Source organism: Desulfomicrobium orale DSM 12838 (assembly GCF_001553625.1).
GTDB classification, from domain to species: domain Bacteria; phylum Desulfobacterota; class Desulfovibrionia; order Desulfovibrionales; family Desulfomicrobiaceae; genus Desulfomicrobium; species Desulfomicrobium orale.
The window spans coordinates 403,915-429,150 of record NZ_CP014230.1; the positions used below are offsets into that span (position 1 = coordinate 403,915).

Genomic DNA, 25,236 nt, shown 5'->3' on the forward strand with positions numbered 1-25,236 from the left:
CCTCCGGACAGGATCCGCATCCGGGGGCGAGACATCGTTTCATCTCCGCAGCTTTCATTACGCCTCGTTTTTATGCGCTGAGAGGCGAAAAAAGGCGTTCAGAATTCATGACAACCCCTGATCCTGACCAACAAATGGCTGTCTCCGTACGGCGAGGGCACCCGCGAAGCCTTCGGCGGGATGCCATTCCGTCAGATCGACATCGGGGGAGTCACCATCTTTCAGGATAAGGGAAACGCCGTCTCCTCCCCGATCATCCGGCGGGCGGATGCAGAATCGGTCCAGCGGAAAGGAAAGCCCTTCTCCGAGCGCCTTCACAAAGGCTTCCCGAAGCACCCAGCACCGAAAAAAACGGCTTTCAGGCGGAACACCGCCAGCTATCCAGGCTCGCTCGCCGGAAGAAAAAAACTGCTCCGCAATGTCCGCCATGGCCGGAAACGGCCTCACCCGCTCGATATCCACTCCGACCTCGCGGTCGGGAAATATCGCCACGGCGGCCAGCCCTTCCGCATGAGAAAGGCTGAAGTACGGCCCGCCCTCCACAAAAGGCTTCCCGCAGACATTCCGGAAAAAACGCACTTCGCGAGGGTCGCGGCCGAGCCAGCGCCCGAGGAGAATCCGTAAGGCCCCGTGCGCGGCGGCATAGCGATCGCCCAGCGTGACGGTGGCGAAACGCCTGGCCGACGCTTCTTCCTCGGGAGAAAGTACGGTGCGGGCCTGAGCGAGCACCAGGGGGTCGTCCAGGTGAACCGTCCAGACTTCAGGGCTGCCGCACGGCATCCGCTTCGAACTTTCCGACTCGAATATCCACCGGACGGGTACCTGACCGGCCGGGTTCATATGCCGAGCGCCCTCCGGATGCCCGATAACAACAGCGGCGCGGCATGCGTCAGATAAAAATGATCTCCCGGGATCTCGCACAAGGAGAAGCCCCGGGCCGTATGCCGCCCCCAGCCCTCCATTTCCTCCCTGGTCGCCTCTGGATCGTCGGAACCGCGAAAGGCCGTGAACGGAACGGGAAGGGGCTCCTCTTCCTGATACACGTAGGTTTCATCGACAGTGAAATCCGCCCGCAAGAGCGGGAGAAAAAGCTTCATCAACTCCTTGTTGTCCAAAAGGCTTTGCGGCGTCCCCCCGTAGCGGGAAAGTGCGGCGAAAAACTCGTCCTCTTCGAGCTCGTGCAGAGGAGAAGGTTCGGGAATTTCCGGAGCGCGGCTTCCCGAAACGAACAGATGACAGGGAAGGGGCCGGCCTTCTCGCCGCATATGCCGGGCCAGTTCGAAGGCGACGCGCGCACCGAGGCTGTGCCCGAAAAAGGCGTACGGCTGTCCGGCATAAGGCAGAACCGCCTCGGCGGCCTGCTCGACAACCTCCTTCATGGACAGCAGGGGCGCCTCCCGCATCCGGTTTTCACGGCCCGGAAGCTGGACGGGAACAACTCCCATCGCGGGATCTTTCGTCCAGGCGCGGTAGGCCGAAGCCCCGCCGCCGGCATGGGGAAAACAGAAAAGTCGAACCGGAGCATACGGGACCTTTTCCGGCATGAACCAACCTGGCATGTTTTTCTTCCTTTTTTATCCTGAAACGGCAGCCGCCTATTTGTTGCCGGAAACGATCCGCGCCCGCTCGGGTACGTCCTCCGTAACCCACATGTTGGCCCCGATAATGGCTCCCGAACCGATGGTGATATTTCCCAGAACCGTCGCCCCGGCGTAGATGATGACGTTGTCGCCGAGACGCGGGTGACGGGGAAGCCCCTTGACCAGCATGCCCGAGGCATCCTTGCGGAAGGAAAGCGCGCCGAGGGTGACGCCCTGATACAGGCGGCAGTTCCTGCCGATGACGGATGTCTCCCCGATGACCACCCCCGTGCCGTGATCGATGAAGAACCCTTCCCCGATCCGGGCTCCCGGATGGATATCGATCCCCGTGGCAGTATGGGCCATTTCCGTGAGGATGCGCGGAAGAAGCGGCACTTCAAGCTCGCTGAGCTCGTGGGCGATACGGTAGTGGGTCATCGCCAGAATAGAGGGATAGCAGAAGATGGTTTCGCCGAGACTCGTCGCCGCCGGATCGCCCTCATAGGCGGCTCTCGCGTCCGAAGCGAGAAGCTTCCGCAGGACGGGCAGCCGCTCGATGAAGCACACGGCCTTTTCGTAGGAAAGTTTCTGGCATTCCGAACACGCGCCGCATTCCTTGGCATACCGCGCATGGGAGAAACACGCGCCGGAATAAATCTGCCCGGCCATCCGCTGAAGCACAGAATCGATGGATGCAGCGATGTGGTAATGATGGGACTCGGAGAGCACAGGCGTTCCGAAGTAGCCGGGAAACAGGATCGTTTTGAGAAGATGAACGATTTCCCGGATGACCTCCAGAGACGGCATGGGGGCGTTGTGCAGCGGAGAATGAGCGATATCGCTCATGGCCTCGGGTGCACACAGCTGGCCTATGACGCAATCGAGCCGGCTTACTGGAGTCGCGCCGGCGACGGACGAGGAGAACATGCCGCAAACCTCTTCTGTTGAAAGTCGAGCCTTTGCAAACCACGTTGCGTTTTCGTCTTCCCGCAAGAGCCGGCCGGCGCATGACTCCGACTCGCTTTCGGGGAAACGCATGACTCCGACTCGCTTTCGGGGAAACCTAGTCAGAATACGGACCAAAAAAACAAAGGCCATACCAATTCGGACCAAAAACATGACATAATGTGCATGATGAATGTCCGGTCATTCCGGGGGGACCCGTTTCCTGCCGCAACCAACCGGCCGTAGCGCGACTTGGACAACCCCGCCATCAAGAAGTACACAAGACGCATTCATGCGTCTTTTTTGTCTCTTCTTTCCAACCGGTCGGCTCTCGCGGCCGCGTTGTGCCCCGGAAACCTTTGGGCTATGGTGCCTTTCGTCACGAAGGAAAGCCAAGGAGCCAATCCATGCCCACCATCATGCCCACGGACAGGAATCTGCGCGAGGCCATCGCCTGGATCGAGGAGCGTCGCGGCGAAGGCGGCGACGTGTGCGCCCTCATGGCCGAAGCCGGACCCCGCTACAATCTCACTCCTTTGGAAGAGCAGGCCCTGTCGCGCTTCTATGAGCGGGAAGACGCGCATCCATGATCCGCATCCCTCTTCTGCAGCGCGTCCTGTTCCGGGAAATGGCCCTCATCACGGGCATCTGTCTCGGAGCCCTGCTCTGCCTCATTTTACTGGGCCGCCTGCTGCAACTGCGCGATCTGTTTCTGGCCCAAGGCGTGACCGTTGCGGATCTGATCCGGCTGTTCGTCTATCTGAGCCCGCTTTTTCTCATTCTGCTGGTGCCGGTTTCATGCATGCTGGGTCTTTTTCTGACCCTGTTGCGCATGGGTGCGGACAGGGAACTCGTGTCCCTGCGGGCGGGCGGGCTGAGCTTCGGAGCCTTGTTGCCTGCTCCGGTGATGCTGAGTCTGATCTGCTGCGGGCTGACCCTCTGGCTTTCCCTGGCCGGCATCTCCTGGGGTATGGACAATTTCCGGAGAATGGTGGTGGAGCTGGCCCGGCACAAGACCGCCGTCAGCGTGCAGCCCGGCGTGTTCAACACCTCGTTTCCGCATCTGACGGTTTACGCCCGGCAGGCCGATCCGGGCACCGGAGAGCTGCGGGATATCTTCGCCCGGGAAAATTCCAGGCCCGGCGCACCGGCCACCATCGTCGCGCCTCGGGGCCGGATCGACTCCGATCCTGAGCGGGGCCAGATTTTCGTGCGCCTGGAAGACGGCCGCGTGTACCGCGAGGAAGATGGTGAACTCTCCGTGGCCGGCTTCGGGCGGTACCTTCTTTCTCTGGACACGACCCGGCTGCTGGGGGGCTTCGAACTCAAGGACAAGGCTCCGAAGGAAATGTCCTGGCAGACTCTGCGGGGCGTATTCCGGGGTGCCTTCGACCATGAGAGTCTCAATTTTCAGCGCAAGGTGCACATCGAACTGCACAAGCGTCTGGCCCTGCCCGCCGCCTGCCTGGTGCTGGGGCTCTTCGCCTTGCCGCTGGCCTTCTTTTTTCAGGGCATGAAGCGGCAGTACGGTCTGGTCGTGGCCCTGGGCGCCTTCTTCCTGTATTATGTGCTGCTTTCGGCGGGCATGTCTCTGGCCGAGGGCGGCGTGCTCGAACCGGCGGTGGGCCTGTGGCTGCCCAACGCTCTTTTTCTGGCCGCGGCTCTGGCCGGTATCCGGATGGCGGCGGAGGAACGCGGGTGGAATCCGGCCATTCTGAAATACTTTTCGCGGCGCGGGCCGCGTGCCGGGAGCAGTTCATGACCCTGCTCACCCGCTATTTTCTGCGCCAGAACATGGGGCTGTTGCTGCTGATCTGCGCCATCGGCCTTGGGACATACGTGTTTATCGATCTTTTCGACCGGCTGGACGATTTTCTGGACTCCGGCACGGGGCTTCAGGATGTTGTCGCGTACTTCATCTACCGCCTGCCCTTTATCCTGGCCCAGATTTTTCCGGCGGTCTTTTTGCTCGCGCTGGTCACCCAGTTCGGGCTTATGGCCCGCGGCAGGGAGCTGCTGGCCCTGGAAGCCTGCGCCGTTTCCTTTGGCGCGCTGTCCAGAAGCGTGCTGATTTACGCCCTGATCCTGTGCGGCGTGCAGCTTACACTTTCCGAATTTCTGGGGGTGCACGGACACAGGGCCGCCGACAGAATCTGGAACGAGGAGGTTCGCAATCGCCAGATGCAGAACCGGCGGCTGCACGACATCTGGTTCCGGGAGGAAAACAGGGTCGTGCATCTGTCTTCCGTCGTTCCGGCCCAAGAGGACGGCGCCGGCGTGGAGATATTCATGCTCGATCCGGCGTCCGGAGCAATCGACGAGATCGTGCGGGCCGAATCCTTTGAGGTTCAGCGCGGGGAATGGGTGCTGAGCGGCGTCGAGCGGACCGTACCCGCCTCTTTTTCCGTCATCCGGGAAGATGCGCTGCGGCTGCGGATGGTGACTCCGCTGAAGAGTTTTCTGGTCATCGATCCCAAGGCCAGTCTGGAATCCCTGCCTTTGTGGCGGCTGGGAAGCGAGATCCGGCGGCTTCGGGATTCGGGCTCCAACATCGAGCGGCTGCTGACGGCCTGGCACACGAAGCTGGCCTATGCCGGCTCGGTGCTGATCATGGGGCTCATCGCTCTGGCCCTGGTTTCCGTGTCCGGCTCGCTCTATCTGACCATACCGCTCGGCCTGGTGGTCACGTTCTGTTATCACGGCATGTTCGTGCTGTGTGTTTCGGCCGGGGAAAAAGGCCTTGCGCCGCCCTTTGCCGCGGCCTGGGGAGCCAACATCTTCTTTGCGGCCCTGGCCGGGGCCCGGATGTTCTGGGGCCGCGCGTGGCTTGGCTGATGCAAGGCCGTCACGGGAGGATCAATGCTCTGGTGGATTACTCTAGGTGGATTTCTGCTGGGATGCGTGGTGGCTTACGCCATGATCCAGGGCGGTGGTCAGGACGAGGACTGATGTCAGGCCGCACCGGCACGTGCTGATAATCGGGGTTGTCCGAAAACAGCAGGATGGCGGTAGCTTTTGACCTTTTTGCCGCCGTCCTGCTGTGGCTGAAATGATCGGGCGTTATCCCCTGCGGCTGACCAGCAGGCTGTTCATGGGTGTGACGATGGCGCTGCCCCGGTATCCGCCCAAGCGGCGGTTTTCGGAACGCAGGCGGAGCAACTCTTCCTTGAGGGAACGATGCAGGGCTCTGGCCTCGTGACGCAGGCGGGCGTTCATGTCCTGCAGCTTGGTCAGTTTGTCCAGAAACGCTTCCCGCTTCTCTCCGGGGCCAGCTTGGATGAAAGCATTGATGGCTTCCTCCCGCTCGGACAAAACGGCCGCCAGTCCTTCGGTATCCTCAGCGGCGAGATGCACCGCTTCCTGTCTGCCCAGATTCACAATCCGCTCAAACATATCCTCAGGCATAGGCTGCCTCCCTGGTGGCGGTCTTCACCGCCTCCCGCAGGCCGGCCACAAGGTCCTTGGTCTTCCGCACCAGGGGCAGGTACTCGTACTCGAGCAGGTCGGCGAGCAGAATCCAGTCCTCGTTTTCCTGAATCTCGATCATCTCCGAAAAAAGCTGGGAAAGACTGTCCAGCGTACCGTCCTGGTCCAGAGCGGAATCCACCGCGAATTCCCCCCTCAGCACGGCGACCATGGACAGAAAGTCGCGGTTCACTGCCAGCAGGTCGGAATAGAGTTCGAGGGCCATGCCGTCTTCGGCCAGGCGAAAATATTCCGCCACCTGGCTGCCGGCCCTGTCCATCAGGGTGACCACCTTGTAGAGTTCCTGAGTGATGTTCCGGGCCATTTCCCCGGCCGTCACGGAGACGATTTCCACCCGCTCGATGGCGTCTGTTTCCATGTCCTCGGCCTGATGCGGATAGATTTCCGAAAAAGCCTCGTCGTTGACCAGAACATCGGTGACCACCCGCTGCCGCATGCGGTCGTCCGCCATGACCTGTTCTATGATTTGTTCGAGATTCTCGAAATGCCGAACTTCAAGGGCGCTGCGCTGGCCGTCGATGATAATCATGTATCTGTCCTCTTTTCTGGGTTTATTTTGCCTATGCGGCCTTATTTATCAACAATCATGCCAGACTCATGCAGCTCTGGAAAAGTGCCGTCAGGGCGCGGTATTGCCCGCACAGGTTCACGAATTCGTCCATGCGGGATTCCTCCGTCCACTGGTATTTCCACATGGGCCCCAGCACCCCCAGAGCCGGGCTTCGCTCCAGTACATCCTGCAATGTCTGGCAGTTCAGCAGAAATTTCCGGCGCAGGGCGTCGACGGGCCGCAGCGCGAGCAGCCTGGCCTGCTCCTCCACCAGGGTCAGCAGCAGGGTGCAGCGTTCCAGCTCCCGTGCAAGGCCAGTCCAGAATTCTCCTTGGACCAGCCGGGGGGCGACGGGGGAATTGTCCCTGTCAAAAAAACGGCGATATACGTCGCGCTGCATGCCGATCCACCGGCTTCTGTCCGCCCCGTCATGGCCGGACAGGGAAAAAAGTTCCATGAACCCCTGTGCGTCCCGTCTGGCCTGCCATGCGCGGGCGCCCAGGCCTTGGGGGATCTTCCAGCTTTCTCCACCGAGCCGGGCCGCGATGGTCTCGCCCAGCAGGCCGGGGTCGATCCGTTCCCGGCAGGCCAGGGCATGCGGGCATTTCTCTCCGAAAGAACACGGATGGCAGTCCATGTCCGGCTCAAGAGAAAGACTGCCTTCCAGACAGGGGCCCGTGTCGAAGGGCTGGGCCGTGCCCAGAAAAACCGCCGCCACCGGAACGCCGAGCCCCGCTGCCAGATGCATGGTGCCTGTGTCGTTGGTCAGCAGCAGCTCCGTTTCGAGCAGCACGGCGGCCAGGGTTTCGAGATCCGTCGCGCCTGTGAGGTCGAGAAAGGGATAGTCGGCCCGGGCCGCGAATTCCCGCCCCAAATGGGATTCCGCCGCGCTGCCCAGCAGTACCGGGGAGCGCCCGCTTCGCTCCCGGATCACGCGTCCAGCGCGGACAAAGGCGGAAACGGGCCAGCGCCGGTAGTCCTGACTGGCCCCGAGCTGAAAAGCCACCGCCGGCCCTTCCAGTCCGGCCAGCAGGGACCGCGCCCGCTCCCGTGCGGCCGGAGAGGGTTTCTTCAGCGGCAGTGGAGCGGGAGGCACGTTCGCCACCCGCGCGAAAAGATCCGCCAGATTGAAAGGGCTGCATCCCCGGTAGGCGGAAGCCGCCTGTAGGAAAGCGGCCCACAGGCCGGAATAGGTGCCGAAACCCAGCCGGTCCAGGCCGAATCCCAGATGTTCCCGGCCGCTTAAGCAGCGAGACAGCACCCGCGCCGGAAGGGTCGGGGTCAGATTGACGATCCGGTCCCATGTGCCGGCTTCGGTGCTCCAGGCGGCCAGAGCGGCCACGGCTTTCGGCCAGCTCCGATCGAGCAGAGCCAGAAACTTGGCTCCGGGCACGGCAAGCACCTGATCCAGATCCCGCAGCAGAACCGTTGCGCCCTGGAAGGTGTCCAGACAGGCCAGGGCCACGTGCCCGCCCAGATCCCGCAGCCCGCTCAGCACGGGCTGGGTCTGAAGCAGGTCTCCGAACCGGGTCAGATTGATGACGAGAGTGCGCATGGTTCCTCCGGCTAACAAGAGACATGCCAACGGCTCAAGGGAATCGGCGGCGGTCCGCCCTTGCGCTCCCGCCAAAGGGACCGTAGGAGGCTTGCCGAGGAGTCAACATATGAAACCATCCCTCGCTTTTGGCATCAAAACCCTGCTTATCATGGCCGCGGCCGTAGGTCTGGCCTTTCTGTTCGACGCCGCACGGCAGGAAACGCTTCGTATCGCCTCTCCCGAACCTGCTGCGCCGGCCCCGGAGCACGTTCCGGCCAGCCGGGACATTTCCCTGAACGACGCCGAAGCCCTGTACCGCTCGGGGCAGGCCGTTTTTCTCGACGCCCGCGATCCGGACCTTTATGAGGGCGGGCACATCGAAGGCGCGCTCTCGCTGCCGCCCTTCGTCTTCACGCGGGAGTTTCCGGCCATCCGCGAACGGCTGGAGCAGAAAACCGTCATCACTTATTGCGACGGCGAATTCTGCGAGCTGAGCCACGAGCTGGCGGATCAGCTCTCGGCGGCGGGAGTGTCCGGCGTCCGGGTACTCAGAAACGGCTGGGCCCTGTGGCGGGACCACGAGCTGCCTACGGCGGCCGGGCCTGTCCCCGCGCCGGATGCCGGTATGACGGACATGTCCGGCTCCGTACCGCCAGAGGATTCCGCACCGGTGGACGGCGGCCAGGCCGGGATGCATCCTTCCGGGGAAGCCGGAATGCCCGCGCCGGATGATCAATTTCCTACCAGCCCCAACGCTTCGGAGGTGCCATGAGCACGCCCGCGCATTCCCTGCGCCTGATTCTGGCCCTGATTTTCACCGCTGCGGCCATCCCCAAGATTCTGGACCCGGCGGCCTTCACCCAGAGCGTGGCCGGGTACCAGCTTCTGCCGGACGCGCTGGTCCGGTTCACGGTTCTGACTCTGCCCTGGCTGGAAGTCTTGCTGGCCATCCTGCTGGTTTGCCAGGTCTGCACGGGCCCGGCCCTTTTTCTGACCAATCTGCTGCTCGCCGTCTTCTTGGCCGCGCTGGGAAGCGCCCATCTGCGCGGACTCGATGTGGACTGTGGCTGCTTCGGTTCCTCGGCGCCCGCCAGCATGACTTGGTACCTGATCCGCGACGTGATTTTTCTGACCCTCGGACTGGCCGCGGCCTGGCTGTACCGCCGGGAAAATCCTTCCCGGGAAAGGACCGTCTGTGCGGCCGAACCCGTCATGGATACCGAAGAAGCGCCCGCAACGACAGATTGAGCGGGGACGCCGCATCTCTTTCCGGAAAGCGATCCTGCCTGCCCGTTTTCCGGGCGGATTCCAAGGAGCACACATGCTTGACCGCGCCGCCGCTCTGGCCCTGATAGACGATTCCATGCTGGTTCATTCCCTGGAAACGGAAGCCGTCTTGCGCGCTCTGGCCCTGCGTCTGGGGCACGACCCCGAACTCTGGGGGCTGACCGGGCTGCTGCACGATCTGGATTATCCCGAAACCAGGGACCTCCCCCAGAGACATGGGCTGGAGACCGCCGCACGGCTGGCCGGACAGATGCCCGAGGAAGCCCTTCTGGCCATCAGCCGCCATAATGACATGAACGGCAGCCAGCCCCGGACCGTGCTGGATTTCGCCCTGCGCTGCGGGGAGACGGTGACCGGCCTGATCCATGCCGCCGCCCTGGTCCGGCCCACGCGCCTGCGCGGCATGGAGGCCAAAAGTCTGCGCAAGAAGATGAAGGACAAGGCCTTTGCGGCCACGGTCTGCCGCCGGACCATCGGCGAGTGCGAACACCTGGGGCTGGAGCTGAACGAGTTTCTGACCCTGGCCATCGAGGCCGTCGCGCGGATCGAGGGCGACGTGGGCCTGGCCTAGACGGCCATGCGCCATTTTTTCCTGTACACCTCGAATCGTCTGGAACATCTGGCGCTCGTGCTGGCCCAGGTCACGGCCGAGCCCCTCGATCCCATGCGTCCCGAGACCATTCTGGTCCAGTCCGCGGGCATGCAGCGCTGGGTGTCCATGCAGCTGGCCCGCGAACACGGCGTCTGGGCCAATGCCCGTTTTCCCTTTCCCGTCGCTTTTGCCTACGATCTGGCCCGCGCCCTCCTGCCCGGCCTGCCCGAGGAATACCCTCTGTCTCAGGAACGGATGCTCTGGCGCGTGGCGAGCCTTCTGCCCGGTCTGGCCGACAGGCCGGAATTCGCGTCGGTCAGACGCTATCTGGACGGCGCGGACACGCTCAAGCTGATTCAGCTCGCCCGGAAAATCGCCTTCCATTTCGATCAGTATCTGATCTTTCGTCCCCGCTGGGCGGCCCTCTGGGAGTCCGGCCGGACCTGCGGGGAAACGCACGGCGACCCCGGCGCGGAAGCCTGGCAGGCCGTCCTGTGGCGGGAAACGGCCAAAGGCCGCGAACAGGAGCATCGTGCGGCCCTGCTGCGGCGGGTCATGGAGGCGCTGCGGCAAAAACCCGCCGTCCTGCCGCCGCGCCTGTCCGTGTTCGGCATTTCCACCCTGCCGCCCGCGTATCTGGATCTTCTGCTGGCTCTGGCCGAACATGTTCCCGTGCACATGTTTCTGCTCAGCCCGTCCCGCCAGTACTGGGGCGATTTGCCCGGACAGCGGGAACGCCTGCGGGAGTACCGCTTACTGACTGAGCACGGCGTACCGCCGCAGGAGGAGGTCGAAAACCCTCTGGCCGGACTGGGCGCGCTTGGGCGGGACTTTCACGATCTGCTGGCCGCCGGCGGCGTGGAGGAAATGCCGCTGTACCGGGATTTCTCCGCCCCGCGCACGCTGCTGGAGCACGTCCAGCAGGATCTTCTGGAGCTTTCGCCCGTGCCGGGCTCCCTGCCCGATCTGGACGGCGAATCCATTCAGGTTCACTGCTGCCACAGCCCCATGCGTGAAATGGAGACGCTTCAGGACATCATTCTGGACCGTCTGCAGCGCGACGAAACCCTGACCCCGCGGGACATACTGATCATGGCCCCGGACATGGACCTCTACGCGCCTTTCATCCAGACCGTGTTCGGCGCGCCCGAGGACCCGTCCCGTTTCCTGCCTTTTTCCATGGCCGACCGCAGACCGTCCCAGACGCAGACCCACGCCCGTCTCCTGCTGGAACTTCTGGAATTCGGCCTCTCCCGTTTCGAGGCCACGGCCGTGCTGGATCTGCTGGAAGCTCCGGCCATCCGCCAGGCGCTTCAGCTGGACGAAACGGATGTTTCGCGCATCAGGGAATGGGTGGACGAGGCCAGAATCCGCTGGGGCGCGGATCCGGACTTTCAGTCCCAAACCGGAGGCGTCCTCTACCCTCAGAACACCTGGGAACAGGGGCTGGCCCGGCTCTTTTTGGGATACATGACCGGCCCCGGCGGCTTGCCGGTGCGGGGAGTTTCCCCGCTGGGGCCCCTCGGCGGAGACGATCAGGAACTGCTGGGGCGTCTTGCGGCCTTTCTGGACCAGCTCCGCCAGATGCGGGATTTTCTGGGTATCCCGGCCGGGGCTGGAGAATGGCGGCAGCGCCTGCTGTGGATGCTGGACACCTTCTTCCCCCGGGACAGGGACACGGTGGATGTCCTGTGCGGCCTGCGCCAGTCCGTCACGGCTCTGGTCCAGGCCATGAGCGTCGGCGCGCCGGAAATCATTGTGGACAGCCGGGCCATGCTGCACCTGCTGCGCGAGAGGCTGGACGCGGCTCCGGCCGAGGGCGGCTTTCTGAGTTCGGGGCTGACCTTTTGCGGTCTGCGTCCCATGCGGGCCATTCCGTTTCGGGTCATCTGCCTGGCCGGGCTGTCCTCCACGGGCTTTCCGCGTCAGGATACCCGCCCCGGGTTCGATCTCATGGCCGCCTCGCCCCGCCCCGGAGACCGCAGCCTGCGCGACGACGACAGGTACCTGTTTCTGGAAAGCCTGATCTCCGCGCGGGACGCCCTCATTCTGACCTATCCCGGCCTTTCTCCCAGGGACAACAGCGAGTCGCCCCCGTCGGTACTGGTGTCCGAACTTCTGGATTATCTGGACAGCCGCGCCCGGGTGTCCGGCTGGCTGCCGTCCGAGGCTCTGGTCACTCGCCACCGGCTGCAGGGCTTTCATCCCGACTATTTCCGCTCCGGCAGCCCTCTTTTTTCCTTTTCCGAACAGAACTGCCGGGGAGCCAGGGCCTTGTGCGGCCAGCCCGTGTCCCGGCCCTTTTTTCCGGCGGATGCGTTCCCGGAGGTCTGGCCGGCTTCCTGCCCGGAGATTTCTCTGGGCGAGCTGGAAGATTTTCTGAGTCACCCCGTGCGCTGCCTGCTCCGCACCCTGGGGGTACGGCCTGCCATGCCGGACGGGGAAATTCCGGATGAAGAACCGCTGGCCGTGCCGGACGGTCTGGACGGGTTCGGCCTGAATCAGGACCTGCTGAATTTCATGCTGGCCGGAAATCCGCCGGAATCCGCCGTGCGGGAGCGGCTGCGCGCCGGACAGGGCCTGCCGCCCGGCCCGGCCGGACAGGAGGCCATCCGGGAAATGTATGCCCAGGTCAGCGATCAGGCCGCCCGGATACGGATGGAGCAGGGCGGGGAAAAGCCTGTTTTCCACGATTTGGCGCTCGATCTGGGTACATGCCGGATAACGGCCAGACTGCCCCTGCTGGCGGGCGGAGCGGGGTGGCGCATGGTCGCCTTCCGGGCCGTCAAACTCAAAGGGGCGGACATGCTCCGGCTCTGGGTCCGCCATCTGGCGGCCGGGGCTGCCGGGCTTTCCGCCGCATCGGTCCATGTGGCCAGAGATGACATTTTCACGGCCCCGGAGGTGTCTAAGGAGCAGGCCGCGCGCATCCTGCGGGATCTGGTCCGGCTGCGAATGTCGGGCATGAGCGCGCCGCTGCCTCTTTTTCCCCGCGCGTCCCTGATTTACGCCCGCAGACGCTTCGACGCGAAAAACGGCGATATGGAAAGCGCTCTGAACGAGGCCCGGAAAGACTGGCTGGGGGGCTATTCCACCCGCGCCGAGCGGGAAGACCCGTTCCTGCGCGCCGCATACCGGGACGCCGAACCCGACTGGGAAGCCTTCGCGGCCGTGACCGAAGCCGTGTACGGCCCGCTGCTTGGAGGCGATCGTGATCCGTGAGATTCTGGACCCGCGCACCGCGCCTCTGGATGGCGCGACTCTGGTGGAGGCAAGCGCCGGAACGGGCAAGACCTACGTCCTGACCAGTCTTTTTCTGCGCCTGCTGCTGGAGAAACGCCTGCCCGTGGATCAGATCCTGGTGGTCACCTTCACCAAAGCGGCCACGGAAGAGCTGCGCGGCCGCATCCGCAAACGGCTGGCCGAAGCGGCGCGGGTTCTGGAAGGAGGGGAGACGGGCGATCCGTTTCTGGCCTGGCTGCGGGAGACATACGGGGATACGGATGCGGGGGCACTGCTGCGCGGGGCCCTGCGGAATTTCGATCTGGCCCGGATATTCACCATCCACGGATTCTGCCGCCACACGCTGACCCGTGGAGGCTTCGAGTCCGGCAATCTGTTCGATACGAAGCTCGAACCCGATCTGTCCGGCCTTGTCCGCCAGGCCTGCCTGGATTTCTGGCGGCGCCGCGTGCTGCCTCTGGAGGGCATGACCGGCGCTTTCGTGCGCGGGAGCGTGACCGTAAAGCGCCTGACGGAACTCGCTTCTCTGCCTTTTCTGGTCCAGGGGCCGCGGTTGGAACCGCAGGATCCGGCGCCGGATGTGCACGAGGCGGAAGAAGCCTTCAGCATGGTGGCAGAACGGCTGGCCGCTCTCTGGCCCGCCTCGCGCGAGGCCGTCCGCGCCGAACTCTTCGGGCACACGGCTCTCAAGGCGAACATGAGCGGGCCCGATCGGCTGGAAAAACGGCTGGCCGTCCTCGATGCCTATGCCGCCGCGCCCGGCCTGAAACTGGCCGATAAATTGGAGGAACTGACGCCGGAGTATATGGCTTCCATGACCAGAAAGGGCGCGGAACCTCCCGATCATCCGGTTTTCCATCTCGTCGGCGAACTGCTGCAACGCGGACGGGAACTGATGCCGCTGCTGGAACGGTTCTGCGCCTGCCTGTGCCGGGATTTTCTGGCCGGGCTGGACGAGGATCTGGAGCGGCGCAAGGCGGAGCGGAACATCCAGGGCTTCGACGACCTGATCCGCGCCATGCGGCGGGCCGTGGACGACGGAGGCTTCGTGCGGGCCGCCCCCTACCGGGCCGCCCTCATCGATGAATTTCAGGATACGGACGGCCTGCAATATGCCATTTTTTCCACGCTGTTCCGGGATCTGCCCCTGTTTCTGATCGGCGACCCCAAGCAGGCCATCTATTCCTTCCGGGGCGCGGACCTGCACACCTACCTGCGGGCGGGAAAGTCCTGCGGCCGCAAGGTGGCCCTCGGCACGAACCATCGTTCCACCCCGGAACTGATCCGGGCCGTGAACCGCATTTTCGAACGCCCCGAAAATCCGTTTCTGAATCCGGACATCGCTTACGCTCCCGTGCATTGGCCGGACGGACCGCGCGCCTGCCCCCTGATCGAGGACAGCCGGGAAACTCCGGCTCTGACCATCTGGGTGCCTCGCGGTGAAAAGCCTCTGTCGCAGACCGAAGCGCAGCCGCTCATCTGCCGGGCCGTGGCCGCCGAGATATCGCGTCTGTTGCGGGCGGCGGAGCAGGGGAGAGCGCTTCTGGGCGACAGTCCCCTGCGTGCCGCGGACATGGCTGTACTGGTGGAGACCAACCGCCAGGGCGATCTCGTGCACCAGGCTCTGCGTACATGCGGCGTGCACAGCGTGCTGCACCAACCGGCCTCGGTTTTCGACACGCCCGAAGCCCTGGAAATTCTGGCCCTGCTGCGGGCATTGTCGGAAAGCCGCGGGCAGACTGTCCTGCGTACGGCTCTGAGCACGGTCCTCATGGGGCTTGATGCGGCGGATTTGCGTCTGCTGGACGCCGAACCCCGGCTGCTGGAAGAATGGGAAGATCGCATGAGCCGCTGGCGGGAGCTGGCCGGAAAACAGGGCGTCATGGCGGCCATGACCCGCATGCTTGGCGAGACCGGCGTGCGGCCGCGCCTGCTGGGTCTGCCCGGCGGAGAGCGGCGCATGACCAACGTGCTGCACTGCCTGGAAATTCTGCACGCCCGCGAGCGCGAAACCCGCGCGTCCTTGCCGTCGCTGACCCGGTGGTTCGCCCGGCAGACGGCTTTGCCGCTGACGGAGGAATCGCAACTGCGTCTGGACTCGGACCGGGACGCCGTACACATCGTGACAATCCACAAGAGCAAGGGGCTGGAATATCCCGTGGTTTTCTGCCCGTTCCTGTATGGGCAGGCCAAAACCGGCGACGGACAGATTCTGACTCACGAGCGGGGCCTGGTGCTGGATCTGGGCTCCGAAGAATTTTCGCGCCGCCGGGAAAACGCTCTGCTGGAGGCCCGGGCCGAGCTGATCCGTCTGACCTACGTGGCTCTGACCAGGGCCGCCAGCCACTGCTATATGGTCTGGGGGCGGTTCAAAACGGCTGAAACATCCGGTCCGGCCTGGCTGTTTCACGGGCACAGGACTGTCGGAAATGAGGCCCCCGGCTGGAGAACCATTTCCGAACAGGACATGCTCGAAGACCTCTGTGCCCTGTCCGGCCCGGAAATCGAGGTGGCGGATCTGCCGCAGACAGAAGCCCGGCCCGTTTCGCGTCAGGCCGGCCCGGAGGATGATCTCGCACCCCGGCCGTGGACCAGACATCTCCCGCCCTCCTTTGGCCTGACCAGCTTTTCCGGCCTGACCAGATCTCCGGGGCCGGCTCCGCACCCCGGCCTGGATGACACCGACGCCGAAGACGCCTTCGAGGAAGCGGATGCGGACGACCCCATGGCCGGGTTCCCGCGTGGAGCCACGGCGGGCTCCTGCCTGCACCGCGTTTTTGAGCTCATGGATTTCAGCCGTCCGGAGAGCGTCTCCCCGGCCGTGGACCAGGCTCTGGACCAGTTCGGCATGGACCCTGTCTGGAAGCCTGCGGTGGAAGACATGGCCGCGCGGGTCCTCGATGCCGATCTGGGCGGCTTTCGTTTGTCCGGCATGGCCGAACGACTGGTGGAACTGGAATTTCTCTTCCCGCTGCGTCCCGTGACCCGTGAGGATCTGCTCCGGGTGTACCGCCGTCATGCCCCGGAGCAACCCCGGGAGTTGGCCACACACATGGAGCGGCTGCATTTCGAGCCGCGTCAGGGTTTCATGACGGGCTTCATCGACCTGGCGGTCCGGCACAAAGGGCGGTTCTATCTGGTGGACTGGAAGTCCAACTGGCTCGGCCCCACGGCGCGCCACTACACGCCTCAGACCATGCGCCAGACCATGACGGAGCACCATTATTTTCTGCAATGCCACCTGTACTGTCTGGCCCTGGACCGCTACCTGTCCCTGCGGATGCCCGGATACCGCTACGAGGAACACTTTGGAGGCGCGCGCTACGTGTTTCTGCGCGGTGTGGACCCGGCCCGGCCAGGCCAAGGCGTCTACGCCGACCGACCGGAGCCGGAGTTTCTCGCGGCTCTGGGCGATGCGCTCTTCGACGATCCGGTAGAGCCGTAAGCATGGGATTTGTGGGGTAGACCGATACCCATTTAGAGCAGTAATTCCGGATTATTATATAAATTTTAACTTTACAAAGTAATGTGTAAAATTATGATACTCTTGCCTCGTAATATAAAAGTTGTTCATTTAAACTCTGCCTCTGTATTTACAGAGGCAAATGTTTAAATAGCATAGGCTCTAGACCATCAGGTCTTTGTTCTTTGCCACCAAAAGTTTGAGGCTGGCGAGGAGTTGTGGCAGCGCTCGATTGTAGCGCCATTCACACTCCTTGAGGTGGAGCTCGAAATTCTGCTTCACACCGTTAAACTTTGCCAGGCGGCGTTTTGTAAGGCTCCAGAATGCTTCGATGCCGTTGATGTGGACCGATTTTTCCGCAAAGTGTCTGGATTTGTTGATGCGGAAATGTTTGTCGTACCCCACGTCCACCAGTCCGTCATAGCCTTTCCAGCAGTCGGAATGGATAATGCTCTCAGGCGAAACCTTGCCCCTGATGATGGCTTGAAGCGTTTTGACCGGGCAGTCCGTGACCAGCTCTGTGTAAACGGCTCCATCACGCTCATAGATGCCAAAGACCGGTTGTTTAAGCGTGCCCCGTCCCCTTTTTCGGGGGCCTGGCCGCCCACGAACCCGGGCGGGGCCAAAAAAACTTTCATCAACCTCAACCACACCGAGTATTTGCTCTTTTTTGGATACTTGGTGGAGATAAATCAACCGCCTGAAGGCCAGAAAGTACCTGTTCACGGTCTTTCTGTTCAACTTCAGGAGCAGAGCGGTTCTGGCAGCGTCAATGTCGATGCAAAAGCATTCAATGATTTTTCCGACTTTGTATCGACTCAACCTGCTGTTTTCAAACATTTTTCTAGCCTATCAGACGATAGCCTGATGGTCTAGAGCCTAGCATATTTGATCAAAAAATGTGCGCAATGGAAATTGCTATTATTGTTTTAGACGATCAGTCTTCAGATAATTGGAGAGAATGTGTAGAAGATATAATAATGCCCTTCATGGCTCCGGGGACGCTCTTTCCAACCCTTTTCGCAACATCCGTGCTTTTTTCTCCGGCAATGTTGATCATTGCCATCTGAATATCCCGCATGAAGTTGTTCACAACAAAGTCGGGACTAAGGGATGTGCTGACAGTCGCCAAATATCGCGTGGCGAAGGCCATTGTCCTCACCGCCCAGCCATGTAATTGCTGGGCACCAACATTCTTCATGGCCGCCGCCAGGTCCTTGTCGAACAGCTCGATATACCGCACGCCTCCACCAGGAAGGGTCACGGTGATCACATTGGGTTCCATCGGGAACGAGAAGTCCGTCACGTTCCTGACCTGTCCATTCACCATCGCCCTGCGGCTCGGTAACTGTTCGTGAATGATCCAGCGATCCGCGTCCGGGTTCTCTTCCACCATGCGGTAAAAAGCACGCCCGACGCGGGCCTTTTCCGCCCGCACAAGCGTATCCCCGGTCTGAGCGATCAGGTTTGCCAGAATGTCCGTGGCGGGAGTGGAGCGGCCAAGCGCACGCTTCGTCCCCGATCCCTTGACGTTGAAGCCAGTGCCTATCGCCCGGCCATGCCCCTGATCGTCGGCCTTGCCCTTCAGGGGAACATAGTCAGGATTCGCCAACTCCCACGCATCGATGACTTCATCATCCTCCAGCCCTTCCTTGCGGATGGTGTCCCGCTGCATCTTGGTGATGGCCCGAACATCCTTGGCCAGGGCCTCCAGCTTCGCGGTTTTACCTTCCTTCTCGAAGCGGGCCAGCGTGTCCGCCGCCCACTTGTTCGTCCGGCCCGATCCGCCATCAGGCATCTTCGGATTGATACTGGCGATGTGCGCGTTCCGCTGCGGCGCGTATTTGGCGTAGAGGTAGTCCTCCAACTCCAGGATGCTTGTCCCGGAATCCCTGATCTTCTCCATGAGCGGGGCGACGTGATCTTCCTGGAACTTCTCCAGGCGGTACCCGGCCCGGCCGTGGTAACGCTCTTCCGCCAGATATGCGTCCGCGTCCGGGTCCATCTTCCTGCCCTGGCTTTGCAAAAGCTCCTGCACCCGTTTCACCGGAAGGAACTGGTCCTGAAAAAGCACCCGCATCCGGTCGAAGATGTGTTCAAAGCTGCCGGACTTTCCAGCGTTTTTCGGGGTGGTTTTCGCAGCGGGCGCAGAGCGCTTGAAGCGGGTTGGCGCGCCATGCACGAAACTCCCAACATCACGTTTTTCCCCTGTACGGGAATTTTCGTACTGGCCATCCCGCACCAGCGGCTCGCCATTCTTGTCCAGACGGACGGAAATAGAAGAAGGCTTGACCACATGGGCGTTCAAGCTTATTCTTTTATCAGAAGAAGCTCCCTTCTGACGGGAGATACCAGAACCGTCAGAAGCGTAGGCGGTGGCGGGGTTAACCCCTGCGCCGCCACCTTCGTTTTCCCACCCGCTCAAAAGCCACGTCTTACGCGAACCATTCTGATACAACGACAGCACCGCAGTATGTCCGTCATGGACAATGCGAACACGCTCGCCACTAGTCCCTTCACCCTGAATAGCGGTCACCTCGCCATGTGCAATGACCTCAGGCATTTTTCGGGCGATAAACTCTCCATCCTTCCCTTCAAGATTGCGCTGCTCGATCATATGAGCGACTCCACCACCGCCAACAAGCCGTCCCTTGGTGTTCAGTCTTCCAGGAGTGCCATAGATAAACACAACCTGTCCCAGTCCAGGTCGAGACATTGCTTCTACTTCACCAGTCTTGTTTTGTAATAAAGCATCAAGAGCGGTCTCGCCCTTCTTTCTCTCCATCTCTTGACCGGCTACTGCTTCCCAGTCTCCAGCCCATGCCTTGAACTCCGGCGTGCGGACCTCGGCGTGCTGCTCCGGCGTCAGGCTGGAAGGATTGCCGTTCGGGGCAAGCAGCGCTCGCCCCGTGAGCGAAAGCCGCTCTCTCTTGCTGTCTACCCCTGAAGTATCTATGTTGGCATTACTAGGCTTGCTCCGGCCCGAGACCGCGCTAGGGGTCGTTTTGCGATGATTGGTCTGCGCCCTTTCCCAGAGTAGGCCTTTTTTATTCCGAACGCCCTCCATTTTTCCGGAAGCTGGGGAGTTGACATTGGAAGAGCGCTCACGCAATCTTGAATCACCAGAGGACGGACCGCCAACATCACTTGGAGTGTTTCCAGACAGATTTGCGGCCGCACCATCCTTCCGCGCCGTCTCCCCTGCCAAGACCGGGGCAATAACCCGGCCCCCGGCAGAAAAGGAGGCGGCATTTTGCTTGCTCTGGGCAAGCCGCTTCCGTGAGAACCGAATATCCGGATTCTCCGGGTCGAACACCCCGCTGTTTTTCGTGGCTGACTTGATCTGGGTGGGCTGCAGGGCCACATATGACCACCCACCTCCTTCCACCTCATTGTTGTAAACAAAGCCCAGCCCTTTTTTCTTTTGCAGGATACCGTTCAGCTTCCCCCAAAAAGAAGTAACGTCTTTGAGTTCGCCCCAATATCGTTCGTCTTCTAAATCCTTTCTGTCTGCTCTTTGCGCCCGTGCGGCCAATGAACGGTACTGTGAGTCAGTGACAAGCCCCTCATTATACATTTCATTGAGAGCACTCCTAAGCCCATGGTATCTTGAGAATAAATCATTTACTCTGTGCAGATCACGGATGTTCAGAAAAACTTCAAATACTTTCCCGCCGCTTAGACGATTTGAAAACTTTTCTGAAACAGCACGATTTGTAGCGAAATGCACTCCTATATCTTTACTGCGGCCAATATCAAAGGCATTATCCTCAAGCTGGAACTCAATGACACGAGATTGAAGTGGCAAACCTTGCCCATACTTTTTTTCAACAACAGCGCTTTTGGCCTCACGTTCTGCCACGAGCTTCGCTGTTGCTTCTACTTGCAGGCTGTGTCTTTCCATTAGGTCCGCCTCTAGATAGTGTCGTCCATTGCTGTCCGGCTAAGGGATAAGAAAAGAGTCCAAAATCTCAGCGATGTGTGGTAAAAGAAATCACCACAACATCTTGCCACACAAGGAGATTCTGGACTTGAGTCACCATAATACACTATTCTCCCAGACGCTATCTCTGATTCCCAGACATGTTTTTCAGAAACTCGAAAGACGGCACAAAACCGGGCGCTCGTCGCGTCAATTCGGTTTCAAGGAGCAGTTCACGGTCATGGCCTTCATCCAGCTTGCCGCAAGACGTTCCATGCGCGATGGCCTGCGCTGCCTTGAGGCTGCGGGAAACCGCCTGTATCACTGGGGACTGAAAAACGTGGCCCGCTCGACCTTTGCTGACGCGAACAATTCTCGCCCCGTAGGCTTTTTCAAGGATCTGTTCGCCGAGATGTACGGCCTGTGCGCCGCAAAAGCCCCGAAGCACAAATTCCGTTTCAAATCCAAATTGTTCAGTCTGGACGCCACCACCATAAAGCTTTGCCTGTCGCTTTTTCCCTGGGCCTCGTTTCGGCAGGCCAAGGGCGGCGTCAAAGTACATACCTTGCTGGATCACGATGGCCATATCCCGGCTTTCGCAACCGTCACCGACGCCAAAACCCATGAAAGCCGCATAGCTCAGGCTATGGAGTTGCCCAGGGGCTCCATCGTGGTCTTTGACAAGGGCTTCATCAGCTATCCCTGGTTTCGGATCCTCGGGGCAAAGGGCGTCTTTTTTGTGACCCGGCTCAAGCGCAACGCCGTTTTCAAACTCCTGGAGCGCCGCCTCGTGAATCGCAAGACCGGCGTTACTTCCGATCACATCATTGAAGTCTCCAGCCGGGGAAAATCCTTACGCTTGCGCCGTATCGGCTATCGTGACCAGGAAACCGGGAAACACTACGAATTTTTGACCAACCATTTCCGGCTTTCGGCGAAAACCATCGCCGACATCTATAAAGACCGCTGGCAAATCGAGCTCTTCTTCAAGGAAATCAAACAAAATTTGCGCATAAAGACCTTCGTCGGCAACTCGGAAAACGCTGTCCTGATCCAGATTTACACGGCCCTGACGGTTTACCTGCTCCTCGCGTACCAGAAATTCCTCAGCCGTCTCGGACTCTCCGTACAGCAACTCTTCCAGCTCATTCAACTCAACCTGCTCGGCGAGGCATCCTTGGATGAACTCCTGAATCCCAGACGACGAAAATTCGATAATTCATATAACTTCAAACTGTTAGATTACATCGCTTAGCCGGACAGCAATGGCTGTGCCTGATGTTTTGCGCGACGGTCGAATTATTCACCGCGAGGCGATGCGCGCAAGCACAGGCGGCATGGTCTACCATGTTGCCGCACCCATTGAGATTGCGGGTCGGCCGTTTGTGATGGATGTACTCGTGAAGTCTGACGACAATGCGCGCCGAATGTATGTCCACGAGGTGGCGCTAAGAGAAAAACTCCAGCAGTCTGACTTCAAGGTCGGTGCTGTTGCAGCCAAAGCTGGGAAGCGAGCCGATGCAGCCGGTGCTGGAGTTATTCGTACTGTGCTGCAAAACGTCTATGGCGTCAACCCCTCTTCCGTCTCGAAGGTGGTTGACCCGGAAACGGGCGAACCGCTGGTGGTGTATCACGGGACGACCGGCGGAGTTGAATATATAAACCCAAATCGCACATTGTCCGCAGAAGAAAAGCAGGCTTATGAAAAGGAGCAGCAACTGATATTTGATGAGTATAAGGCCAAATATAAAGAGGTGGAAAAAATACTGCCCGCTCATGAGAGATATGCAGCTTTGAAACAAATTGATCGCGCCAGGCAGAGTGGAGAGAATGATAGGGCCGACGATCTAGGCAGTGCCGTCAAATTATTTCTGCCCACAACGAGATACACCTGATTTGCACGGCGGCAAGGAAGGAGAGGCTTCGTTTTGCATAACGCGTGGCGATGCCACGCCATCTCTTGAGGTGAAGAAAGGCGTTCTCGACCAGGTGCCGTCATTGCTGTCCGGCTAAGCGATGCAATCTAACAGTGTGAAGTTATATGAATTATCGAATTTTCGTCGTCTGGGATTCAGGAGTTCATCCAAGGAGGCCTCGCCGAGCAGGTTGAGTTGAATGAGCTGGAAGAGTTGCTGTACGGAGAGTCCGAGACGGCTGAGGAATTTCTGGTACGCGAGGAGCAGGTAAACCGTCAGGGCCGTGTAAATCTGGATCAGAACCGCATTTTCCGAGTTGCCGACGAAGGTCTTTATGCGCAAATTTTGTTTGATTTCCTTGAAGAAGAGCTCGATTTGCCAGCGGTCTTTATAGATGTCGGCGATGGTTTTCGCCGAAAGCCGGAAATGGTTGGTCAAAAATTCGTAGTGTTTCCCGGTTTCCTGGTCACGATAGCCGATACGGCGCAAGCGTAAGGATTTTCCCCGGCTGGAGACTTCAATGATGTGATCGGAAGTAACGCCGGTCTTGCGATTCACGAGGCGGCGCTCCAGGAGTTTGAAAACGGCGTTGCGCTTGAGCCGGGTCACAAAAAAGACACCCTTTGCCCCGAGGATCCGAAACCAGGGATAGCTGATGAAGCCCTTGTCAAAGACCACGATGGAGCCCCTGGGCAACTCCATAGCCTGAGCTATGCGGCTTTCATGGGTTTTGGCGTCGGTGACGGTTGCGAAAGCCGGGATATGGCCATCGTGATCCAGCAAGGTATGTACTTTGACGCCGCCCTTGGCCTGCCGAAACGAGGCCCAGGGAAAAAGCGACAGGCAAAGCTTTATGGTGGTGGCGTCCAGACTGAACAATTTGGATTTGAAACGGAATTTGTGCTTCGGGGCTTTTGCGGCGCACAGGCCGTACATCTCGGCGAACAGATCCTTGAAAAAGCCTACGGGGCGAGAATTGTTCGCGTCAGCAAAGGTCGAGCGGGCCACGTTTTTCAGTCCCCAGTGATACAGGCGGTTTCCCGCAGCCTCAAGGCAGCGCAGGCCATCGCGCATGGAACGTCTTGCGGCAAGCTGGATGAAGGCCATGACCGTGAACTGCTCCTTGAAACCGAATTGACGCGACGAGCGCCCGGTTTTGTGCCGTCTTTCGAGTTTCTGAAAAACATGTCTGGGAATCAGAGATAGCGTCTGGGAGAATAGTGTATTATGGTGACTCAAGTCCAGAATCTCCTTGTGTGGCAAGATGTTGTGGTGATTTCTTTTACCACACATCGCTGAGATTTTGGACTCTTTTCTTATCCCTTAGCCGGACAGCAATGAGGCACAGCAGCAAACGCCGTCGCCTTGTCTCGGCCGATACCGTGTCCCAAGCTGTGCTTCACCGCCACGGCATCCAGCGCCACAGGGCCAATGCCATCAACGTTCACTGAAGAATACCCGTTCTCGGCGTACCAGCGCGGCACTTTCTGGGTCAGCGGGACGCCATCAGGCTTGAACTCCTCCCCTGTCAAAACGCTGATTGGCGAGCCATCCAAAAACTTGCGGTTTGCCACCGCCTCCCAATCCCCGAACCATTTTTTGAAGTTCGGTGTCCGCACCTGCACCCACTGGCCGTAAGTCAGCTTGGTACGGCCGTCAGCCTTGGCCTTGTCATAGGCCGCACGCCCGCCATAGGCCCGTTCGGCTTCGCGGTACTGGTGAGCGGATTCCGTCTCGGCGTTATCTGGCTGGGGCAGATTCTGAGAGAAGCGCAGGTCTTTCCTCCGATTGACTTGAGCCCACTGTGTCACTATCTCTTGGTCGAAAGAACCCGCATGTGGGAAGGAAGTCGGGAGCTTTTCAGCTACAGTCGAGTCCTTCCAGTTCCTTGCGGGTTCTTGTATTTCCATTGCCTCGACAGAATAAACCCGATTCCCCTGATCGGCCCGTTTCAACTCCTTTACCGTCAGCTTTACCTGCAATAAGCCGCCGTCGGACAGCATCGGAGCATAAAAACGATGGATCGCCGCAATGTTCGGGTCATTATGCCGGTCTGGATATGCTCCTTCGTGCAGCGCCCGCTCAAATAATACATCCACATTCGCCACAGCCTGGGCATGAACGGCAGGAGAGACAGACTTCCTGACGGCGCTCTCACTGACCATCTTCGTCAGATTTGTCAGTGAGATAGTGGCACGCAGACCTGTTGAAGAATTAACAAAGTCCCTGTCTGGAAACGCCCGAACAATAGCCCTTGCTTCCGCCAGCGTCTTCGCAGAACGCGGCACTGTGGCCATCTCAAGCACTCTGGCGACATCCTCCTCGCTGACAGCCCTGCTCATCCTCGTCTGGGTGGTTTCCGTATTCTGACGGCCCCCTCCCTCCACGACAGCCCGCTTGGCCTTCGCCACAATCTCCAGAATCTCGGCATTGGAGAGCTTCAGGTCGGGGAATATCTTCCGTAACGCACGGCGCACTGCGGCCACCATGCGGCCGATCTGCCCAGGGAGTGGCTTCCGGATATCATTGCGTTTGTGCAGGAGCGGATGGGTTCGGCTATCGCGGCAAAGCCGGTTCATTCCCTTCCCTCATCTACACCGGCCATCGACGAGGACTCATGATGGATGTCGCACAACAAGTACTTATGCAGCAAATGTAAGGCACAAGTCCTACCATCCCAACCAACCAAGACCCTCAAAAGAGGGCTTTTTTTAT

20 protein-coding genes and 1 pseudogene are annotated in these 25,236 nt (G+C 60.3%); 10 read left to right on the forward strand and 11 right to left on the reverse strand.

From position 1 onward, the window contains the following. Positions 1-105: 105 nt before the first annotated feature. The 3 genes from AXF15_RS01820 to epsC are packed head-to-tail and all read right to left on the reverse strand — an operon-like array spanning position 106 to position 2,426. Positions 106-840, reverse strand: coding sequence for a 4'-phosphopantetheinyl transferase family protein (locus tag AXF15_RS01820; RefSeq protein ID WP_066602528.1), 735 nt, complete (start codon positions 838-840; stop codon positions 106-108). After that, the gene (locus AXF15_RS01825) at positions 837-1,559 is read right to left on the reverse strand and encodes a thioesterase II family protein (RefSeq protein WP_066602530.1); all 723 of its coding nucleotides are present in this window, start codon (positions 1,557-1,559) and stop codon (positions 837-839) included. Before AXF15_RS01825 ends, AXF15_RS01820 begins: the two co-directional genes overlap by 4 nt. 36 nt (positions 1,560-1,595) lie before the next feature. After that, positions 1,596-2,426 (reverse strand): serine O-acetyltransferase EpsC, encoded by an 831-nt coding sequence (epsC, locus tag AXF15_RS01830; protein WP_236884798.1) that lies wholly within the window; start codon positions 2,424-2,426, stop codon positions 1,596-1,598. Between the two features lie 506 nt (positions 2,427-2,932). Here epsC and AXF15_RS01835 point away from each other — a divergent pair. Genes AXF15_RS01835 through AXF15_RS01845 form a run of 3 tightly spaced genes read left to right on the forward strand, consistent with a single transcriptional unit; the run spans position 2,933 to position 5,360 of the window. After that, the gene (locus AXF15_RS01835; protein ID WP_066602538.1) at positions 2,933-3,115 is read left to right on the forward strand and encodes a hypothetical protein; all 183 of its coding nucleotides are present in this window, start codon (positions 2,933-2,935) and stop codon (positions 3,113-3,115) included. After that, the gene (gene lptF, locus AXF15_RS01840) at positions 3,112-4,287 is read left to right on the forward strand and encodes an LPS export ABC transporter permease LptF (protein ID WP_066602539.1); all 1,176 of its coding nucleotides are present in this window, start codon (positions 3,112-3,114) and stop codon (positions 4,285-4,287) included. Before AXF15_RS01835 ends, lptF begins: the two co-directional genes overlap by 4 nt. Further along, on the forward strand, positions 4,284-5,360 hold the full coding sequence (locus AXF15_RS01845) for an LptF/LptG family permease (RefSeq protein ID WP_066602540.1): 1,077 nt from the start codon (positions 4,284-4,286) through the stop codon (positions 5,358-5,360). Before lptF ends, AXF15_RS01845 begins: the two co-directional genes overlap by 4 nt. Before the next feature lie 225 nt (positions 5,361-5,585). Here AXF15_RS01845 and AXF15_RS01850 read toward each other — a convergent pair whose 3' ends face one another. Genes AXF15_RS01850 through AXF15_RS01860 form a run of 3 tightly spaced genes read right to left on the reverse strand, consistent with a single transcriptional unit; the run spans position 5,586 to position 8,116 of the window. Then, positions 5,586-5,930 carry a hypothetical protein gene (locus AXF15_RS01850; RefSeq protein WP_066602546.1) on the reverse strand — a complete coding sequence of 115 codons (345 nt, stop codon included), beginning with the start codon at positions 5,928-5,930 and terminating at the stop codon, positions 5,586-5,588. After that, the gene (locus tag AXF15_RS01855) at positions 5,923-6,540 is read right to left on the reverse strand and encodes a DUF8043 domain-containing protein (RefSeq protein ID WP_066602548.1); all 618 of its coding nucleotides are present in this window, start codon (positions 6,538-6,540) and stop codon (positions 5,923-5,925) included. Before AXF15_RS01855 ends, AXF15_RS01850 begins: the two co-directional genes overlap by 8 nt. A gap of 55 nt (positions 6,541-6,595) precedes the next feature. Then, positions 6,596-8,116, reverse strand: a complete 1,521-nt coding sequence (locus tag AXF15_RS01860) for a glycosyltransferase family 9 protein (protein ID WP_066602550.1) — start codon at positions 8,114-8,116, stop codon at positions 6,596-6,598. Positions 8,117-8,225: 109 nt separating this feature from the next. On the opposite strand from AXF15_RS01860, the gene AXF15_RS01865 reads away from it, so the two are divergent. From AXF15_RS01865 to recB, 5 genes are all read left to right on the forward strand, one after another. Next, the gene (locus AXF15_RS01865; protein WP_066602552.1) at positions 8,226-8,870 is read left to right on the forward strand and encodes a rhodanese-like domain-containing protein; all 645 of its coding nucleotides are present in this window, start codon (positions 8,226-8,228) and stop codon (positions 8,868-8,870) included. Then, a complete protein-coding gene (locus AXF15_RS01870; RefSeq protein WP_066602553.1) occupies positions 8,867-9,346 on the forward strand; it encodes a MauE/DoxX family redox-associated membrane protein in 480 nt (159 codons plus the stop codon). Before AXF15_RS01865 ends, AXF15_RS01870 begins: the two co-directional genes overlap by 4 nt. A 73-nt stretch (positions 9,347-9,419) precedes the next feature. Further along, the gene (locus AXF15_RS01875; protein WP_066602555.1) at positions 9,420-9,956 is read left to right on the forward strand and encodes an HD domain-containing protein; all 537 of its coding nucleotides are present in this window, start codon (positions 9,420-9,422) and stop codon (positions 9,954-9,956) included. A 6-nt stretch (positions 9,957-9,962) separates the two neighbouring features. Then, a complete protein-coding gene (gene recC, locus AXF15_RS01880) occupies positions 9,963-13,199 on the forward strand; it encodes an exodeoxyribonuclease V subunit gamma (RefSeq protein WP_066602557.1) in 3,237 nt (1,078 codons plus the stop codon). Then, positions 13,189-16,665, forward strand: a complete 3,477-nt coding sequence (gene recB / locus AXF15_RS01885) for an exodeoxyribonuclease V subunit beta (RefSeq protein WP_066602559.1) — start codon at positions 13,189-13,191, stop codon at positions 16,663-16,665. The genes recC and recB overlap by 11 nt, the downstream gene beginning before the upstream one ends. A gap of 180 nt (positions 16,666-16,845) precedes the next feature. On the opposite strand, the gene AXF15_RS01890 is transcribed toward recB, so the two are convergent. Together AXF15_RS01890 and AXF15_RS01895 are read right to left on the reverse strand one after the other, a co-directional pair. Further along, on the reverse strand, positions 16,846-17,523 hold the full coding sequence (locus tag AXF15_RS01890) for an IS1595-like element ISDeor1 family transposase (RefSeq protein WP_066602561.1): 678 nt from the start codon (positions 17,521-17,523) through the stop codon (positions 16,846-16,848). A 97-nt stretch (positions 17,524-17,620) separates the two neighbouring features. Next, positions 17,621-20,587 carry an ADP-ribosyltransferase-containing protein gene (locus AXF15_RS01895; protein WP_066602567.1) on the reverse strand — a complete coding sequence of 989 codons (2,967 nt, stop codon included), beginning with the start codon at positions 20,585-20,587 and terminating at the stop codon, positions 17,621-17,623. Positions 20,588-20,660: 73 nt separating this feature from the next. On the opposite strand from AXF15_RS01895, the gene AXF15_RS01900 reads away from it, so the two are divergent. Both AXF15_RS01900 and AXF15_RS01905 read left to right on the forward strand, forming a co-directional pair. Then, positions 20,661-21,860: an IS4 family transposase gene (locus AXF15_RS01900; RefSeq protein ID WP_236884760.1), complete on the forward strand. Its 1,200-nt coding sequence runs from the start codon at positions 20,661-20,663 to the stop codon at positions 21,858-21,860. A gap of 10 nt (positions 21,861-21,870) precedes the next feature. Further along, positions 21,871-22,500 carry an HMG-box domain-containing protein gene (locus AXF15_RS01905; RefSeq protein WP_066602570.1) on the forward strand — a complete coding sequence of 210 codons (630 nt, stop codon included), beginning with the start codon at positions 21,871-21,873 and terminating at the stop codon, positions 22,498-22,500. On the opposite strand, the pseudogene AXF15_RS13930 reads toward AXF15_RS01905, so the two are convergent. The 3 genes and pseudogenes from AXF15_RS13930 to AXF15_RS01915 form a co-directional block, all read right to left on the reverse strand. Next, a pseudogene (locus AXF15_RS13930) lies at positions 22,466-22,600 on the reverse strand (IS5/IS1182 family transposase); the annotation flags it as partial. The gene AXF15_RS01905 and the pseudogene AXF15_RS13930 sit on opposite strands and share 35 nt — an antisense overlap. 14 nt (positions 22,601-22,614) lie before the next feature. Further along, positions 22,615-23,814, reverse strand: a complete 1,200-nt coding sequence (locus AXF15_RS01910; protein WP_236884758.1) for an IS4 family transposase — start codon at positions 23,812-23,814, stop codon at positions 22,615-22,617. A gap of 23 nt (positions 23,815-23,837) precedes the next feature. After that, the gene (locus AXF15_RS01915; protein ID WP_066602581.1) at positions 23,838-25,100 is read right to left on the reverse strand and encodes an LPD3 domain-containing protein; all 1,263 of its coding nucleotides are present in this window, start codon (positions 25,098-25,100) and stop codon (positions 23,838-23,840) included. Between the last annotated feature and the right edge of the window lie 136 nt (positions 25,101-25,236).

Bases quoted from the DNA above. Each gene is read 5' to 3' on its own strand.
- AXF15_RS01865 (WP_066602552.1), top strand. From the start codon at position 8,226: ATGAAACCATCCCTCGCTTTTGGCATCAAAACCCTGCTTATCATGGCC.
- AXF15_RS01905 (WP_066602570.1), top strand. From the start codon at position 21,871: ATGGCTGTGCCTGATGTTTTGCGCGACGGTCGAATTATTCACCGCGAG.
- epsC (WP_236884798.1), bottom strand. From the start codon at position 2,426: ATGAGCGATATCGCTCATTCTCCGCTGCACAACGCCCCCATGCCGTCT.
- AXF15_RS01910 (WP_236884758.1), bottom strand. From the start codon at position 23,814: ATGTGTGGTAAAAGAAATCACCACAACATCTTGCCACACAAGGAGATT.
- lptF (WP_066602539.1), top strand. From the start codon at position 3,112: ATGATCCGCATCCCTCTTCTGCAGCGCGTCCTGTTCCGGGAAATGGCC.
- AXF15_RS01820 (WP_066602528.1), bottom strand. From the start codon at position 840: ATGAACCCGGCCGGTCAGGTACCCGTCCGGTGGATATTCGAGTCGGAA.
- AXF15_RS01860 (WP_066602550.1), bottom strand. From the start codon at position 8,116: ATGCGCACTCTCGTCATCAATCTGACCCGGTTCGGAGACCTGCTTCAG.
- AXF15_RS01915 (WP_066602581.1), bottom strand. From the start codon at position 25,100: ATGAACCGGCTTTGCCGCGATAGCCGAACCCATCCGCTCCTGCACAAA.
- AXF15_RS01875 (WP_066602555.1), top strand. From the start codon at position 9,420: ATGCTTGACCGCGCCGCCGCTCTGGCCCTGATAGACGATTCCATGCTG.
- AXF15_RS01835 (WP_066602538.1), top strand. From the start codon at position 2,933: ATGCCCACCATCATGCCCACGGACAGGAATCTGCGCGAGGCCATCGCC.
- AXF15_RS01895 (WP_066602567.1), bottom strand. From the start codon at position 20,587: ATGGAAAGACACAGCCTGCAAGTAGAAGCAACAGCGAAGCTCGTGGCA.
- recC (WP_066602557.1), top strand. From the start codon at position 9,963: ATGCGCCATTTTTTCCTGTACACCTCGAATCGTCTGGAACATCTGGCG.
- AXF15_RS01845 (WP_066602540.1), top strand. From the start codon at position 4,284: ATGACCCTGCTCACCCGCTATTTTCTGCGCCAGAACATGGGGCTGTTG.
- AXF15_RS01900 (WP_236884760.1), top strand. From the start codon at position 20,661: ATGTGTGGTAAAAGAAATCACCACAACATCTTGCCACACAAGGAGATT.
- AXF15_RS01855 (WP_066602548.1), bottom strand. From the start codon at position 6,540: ATGATTATCATCGACGGCCAGCGCAGCGCCCTTGAAGTTCGGCATTTC.
- AXF15_RS01870 (WP_066602553.1), top strand. From the start codon at position 8,867: ATGAGCACGCCCGCGCATTCCCTGCGCCTGATTCTGGCCCTGATTTTC.
- AXF15_RS01890 (WP_066602561.1), bottom strand. From the start codon at position 17,523: ATGTTTGAAAACAGCAGGTTGAGTCGATACAAAGTCGGAAAAATCATT.
- AXF15_RS01850 (WP_066602546.1), bottom strand. From the start codon at position 5,930: ATGCCTGAGGATATGTTTGAGCGGATTGTGAATCTGGGCAGACAGGAA.
- AXF15_RS01825 (WP_066602530.1), bottom strand. From the start codon at position 1,559: ATGCCAGGTTGGTTCATGCCGGAAAAGGTCCCGTATGCTCCGGTTCGA.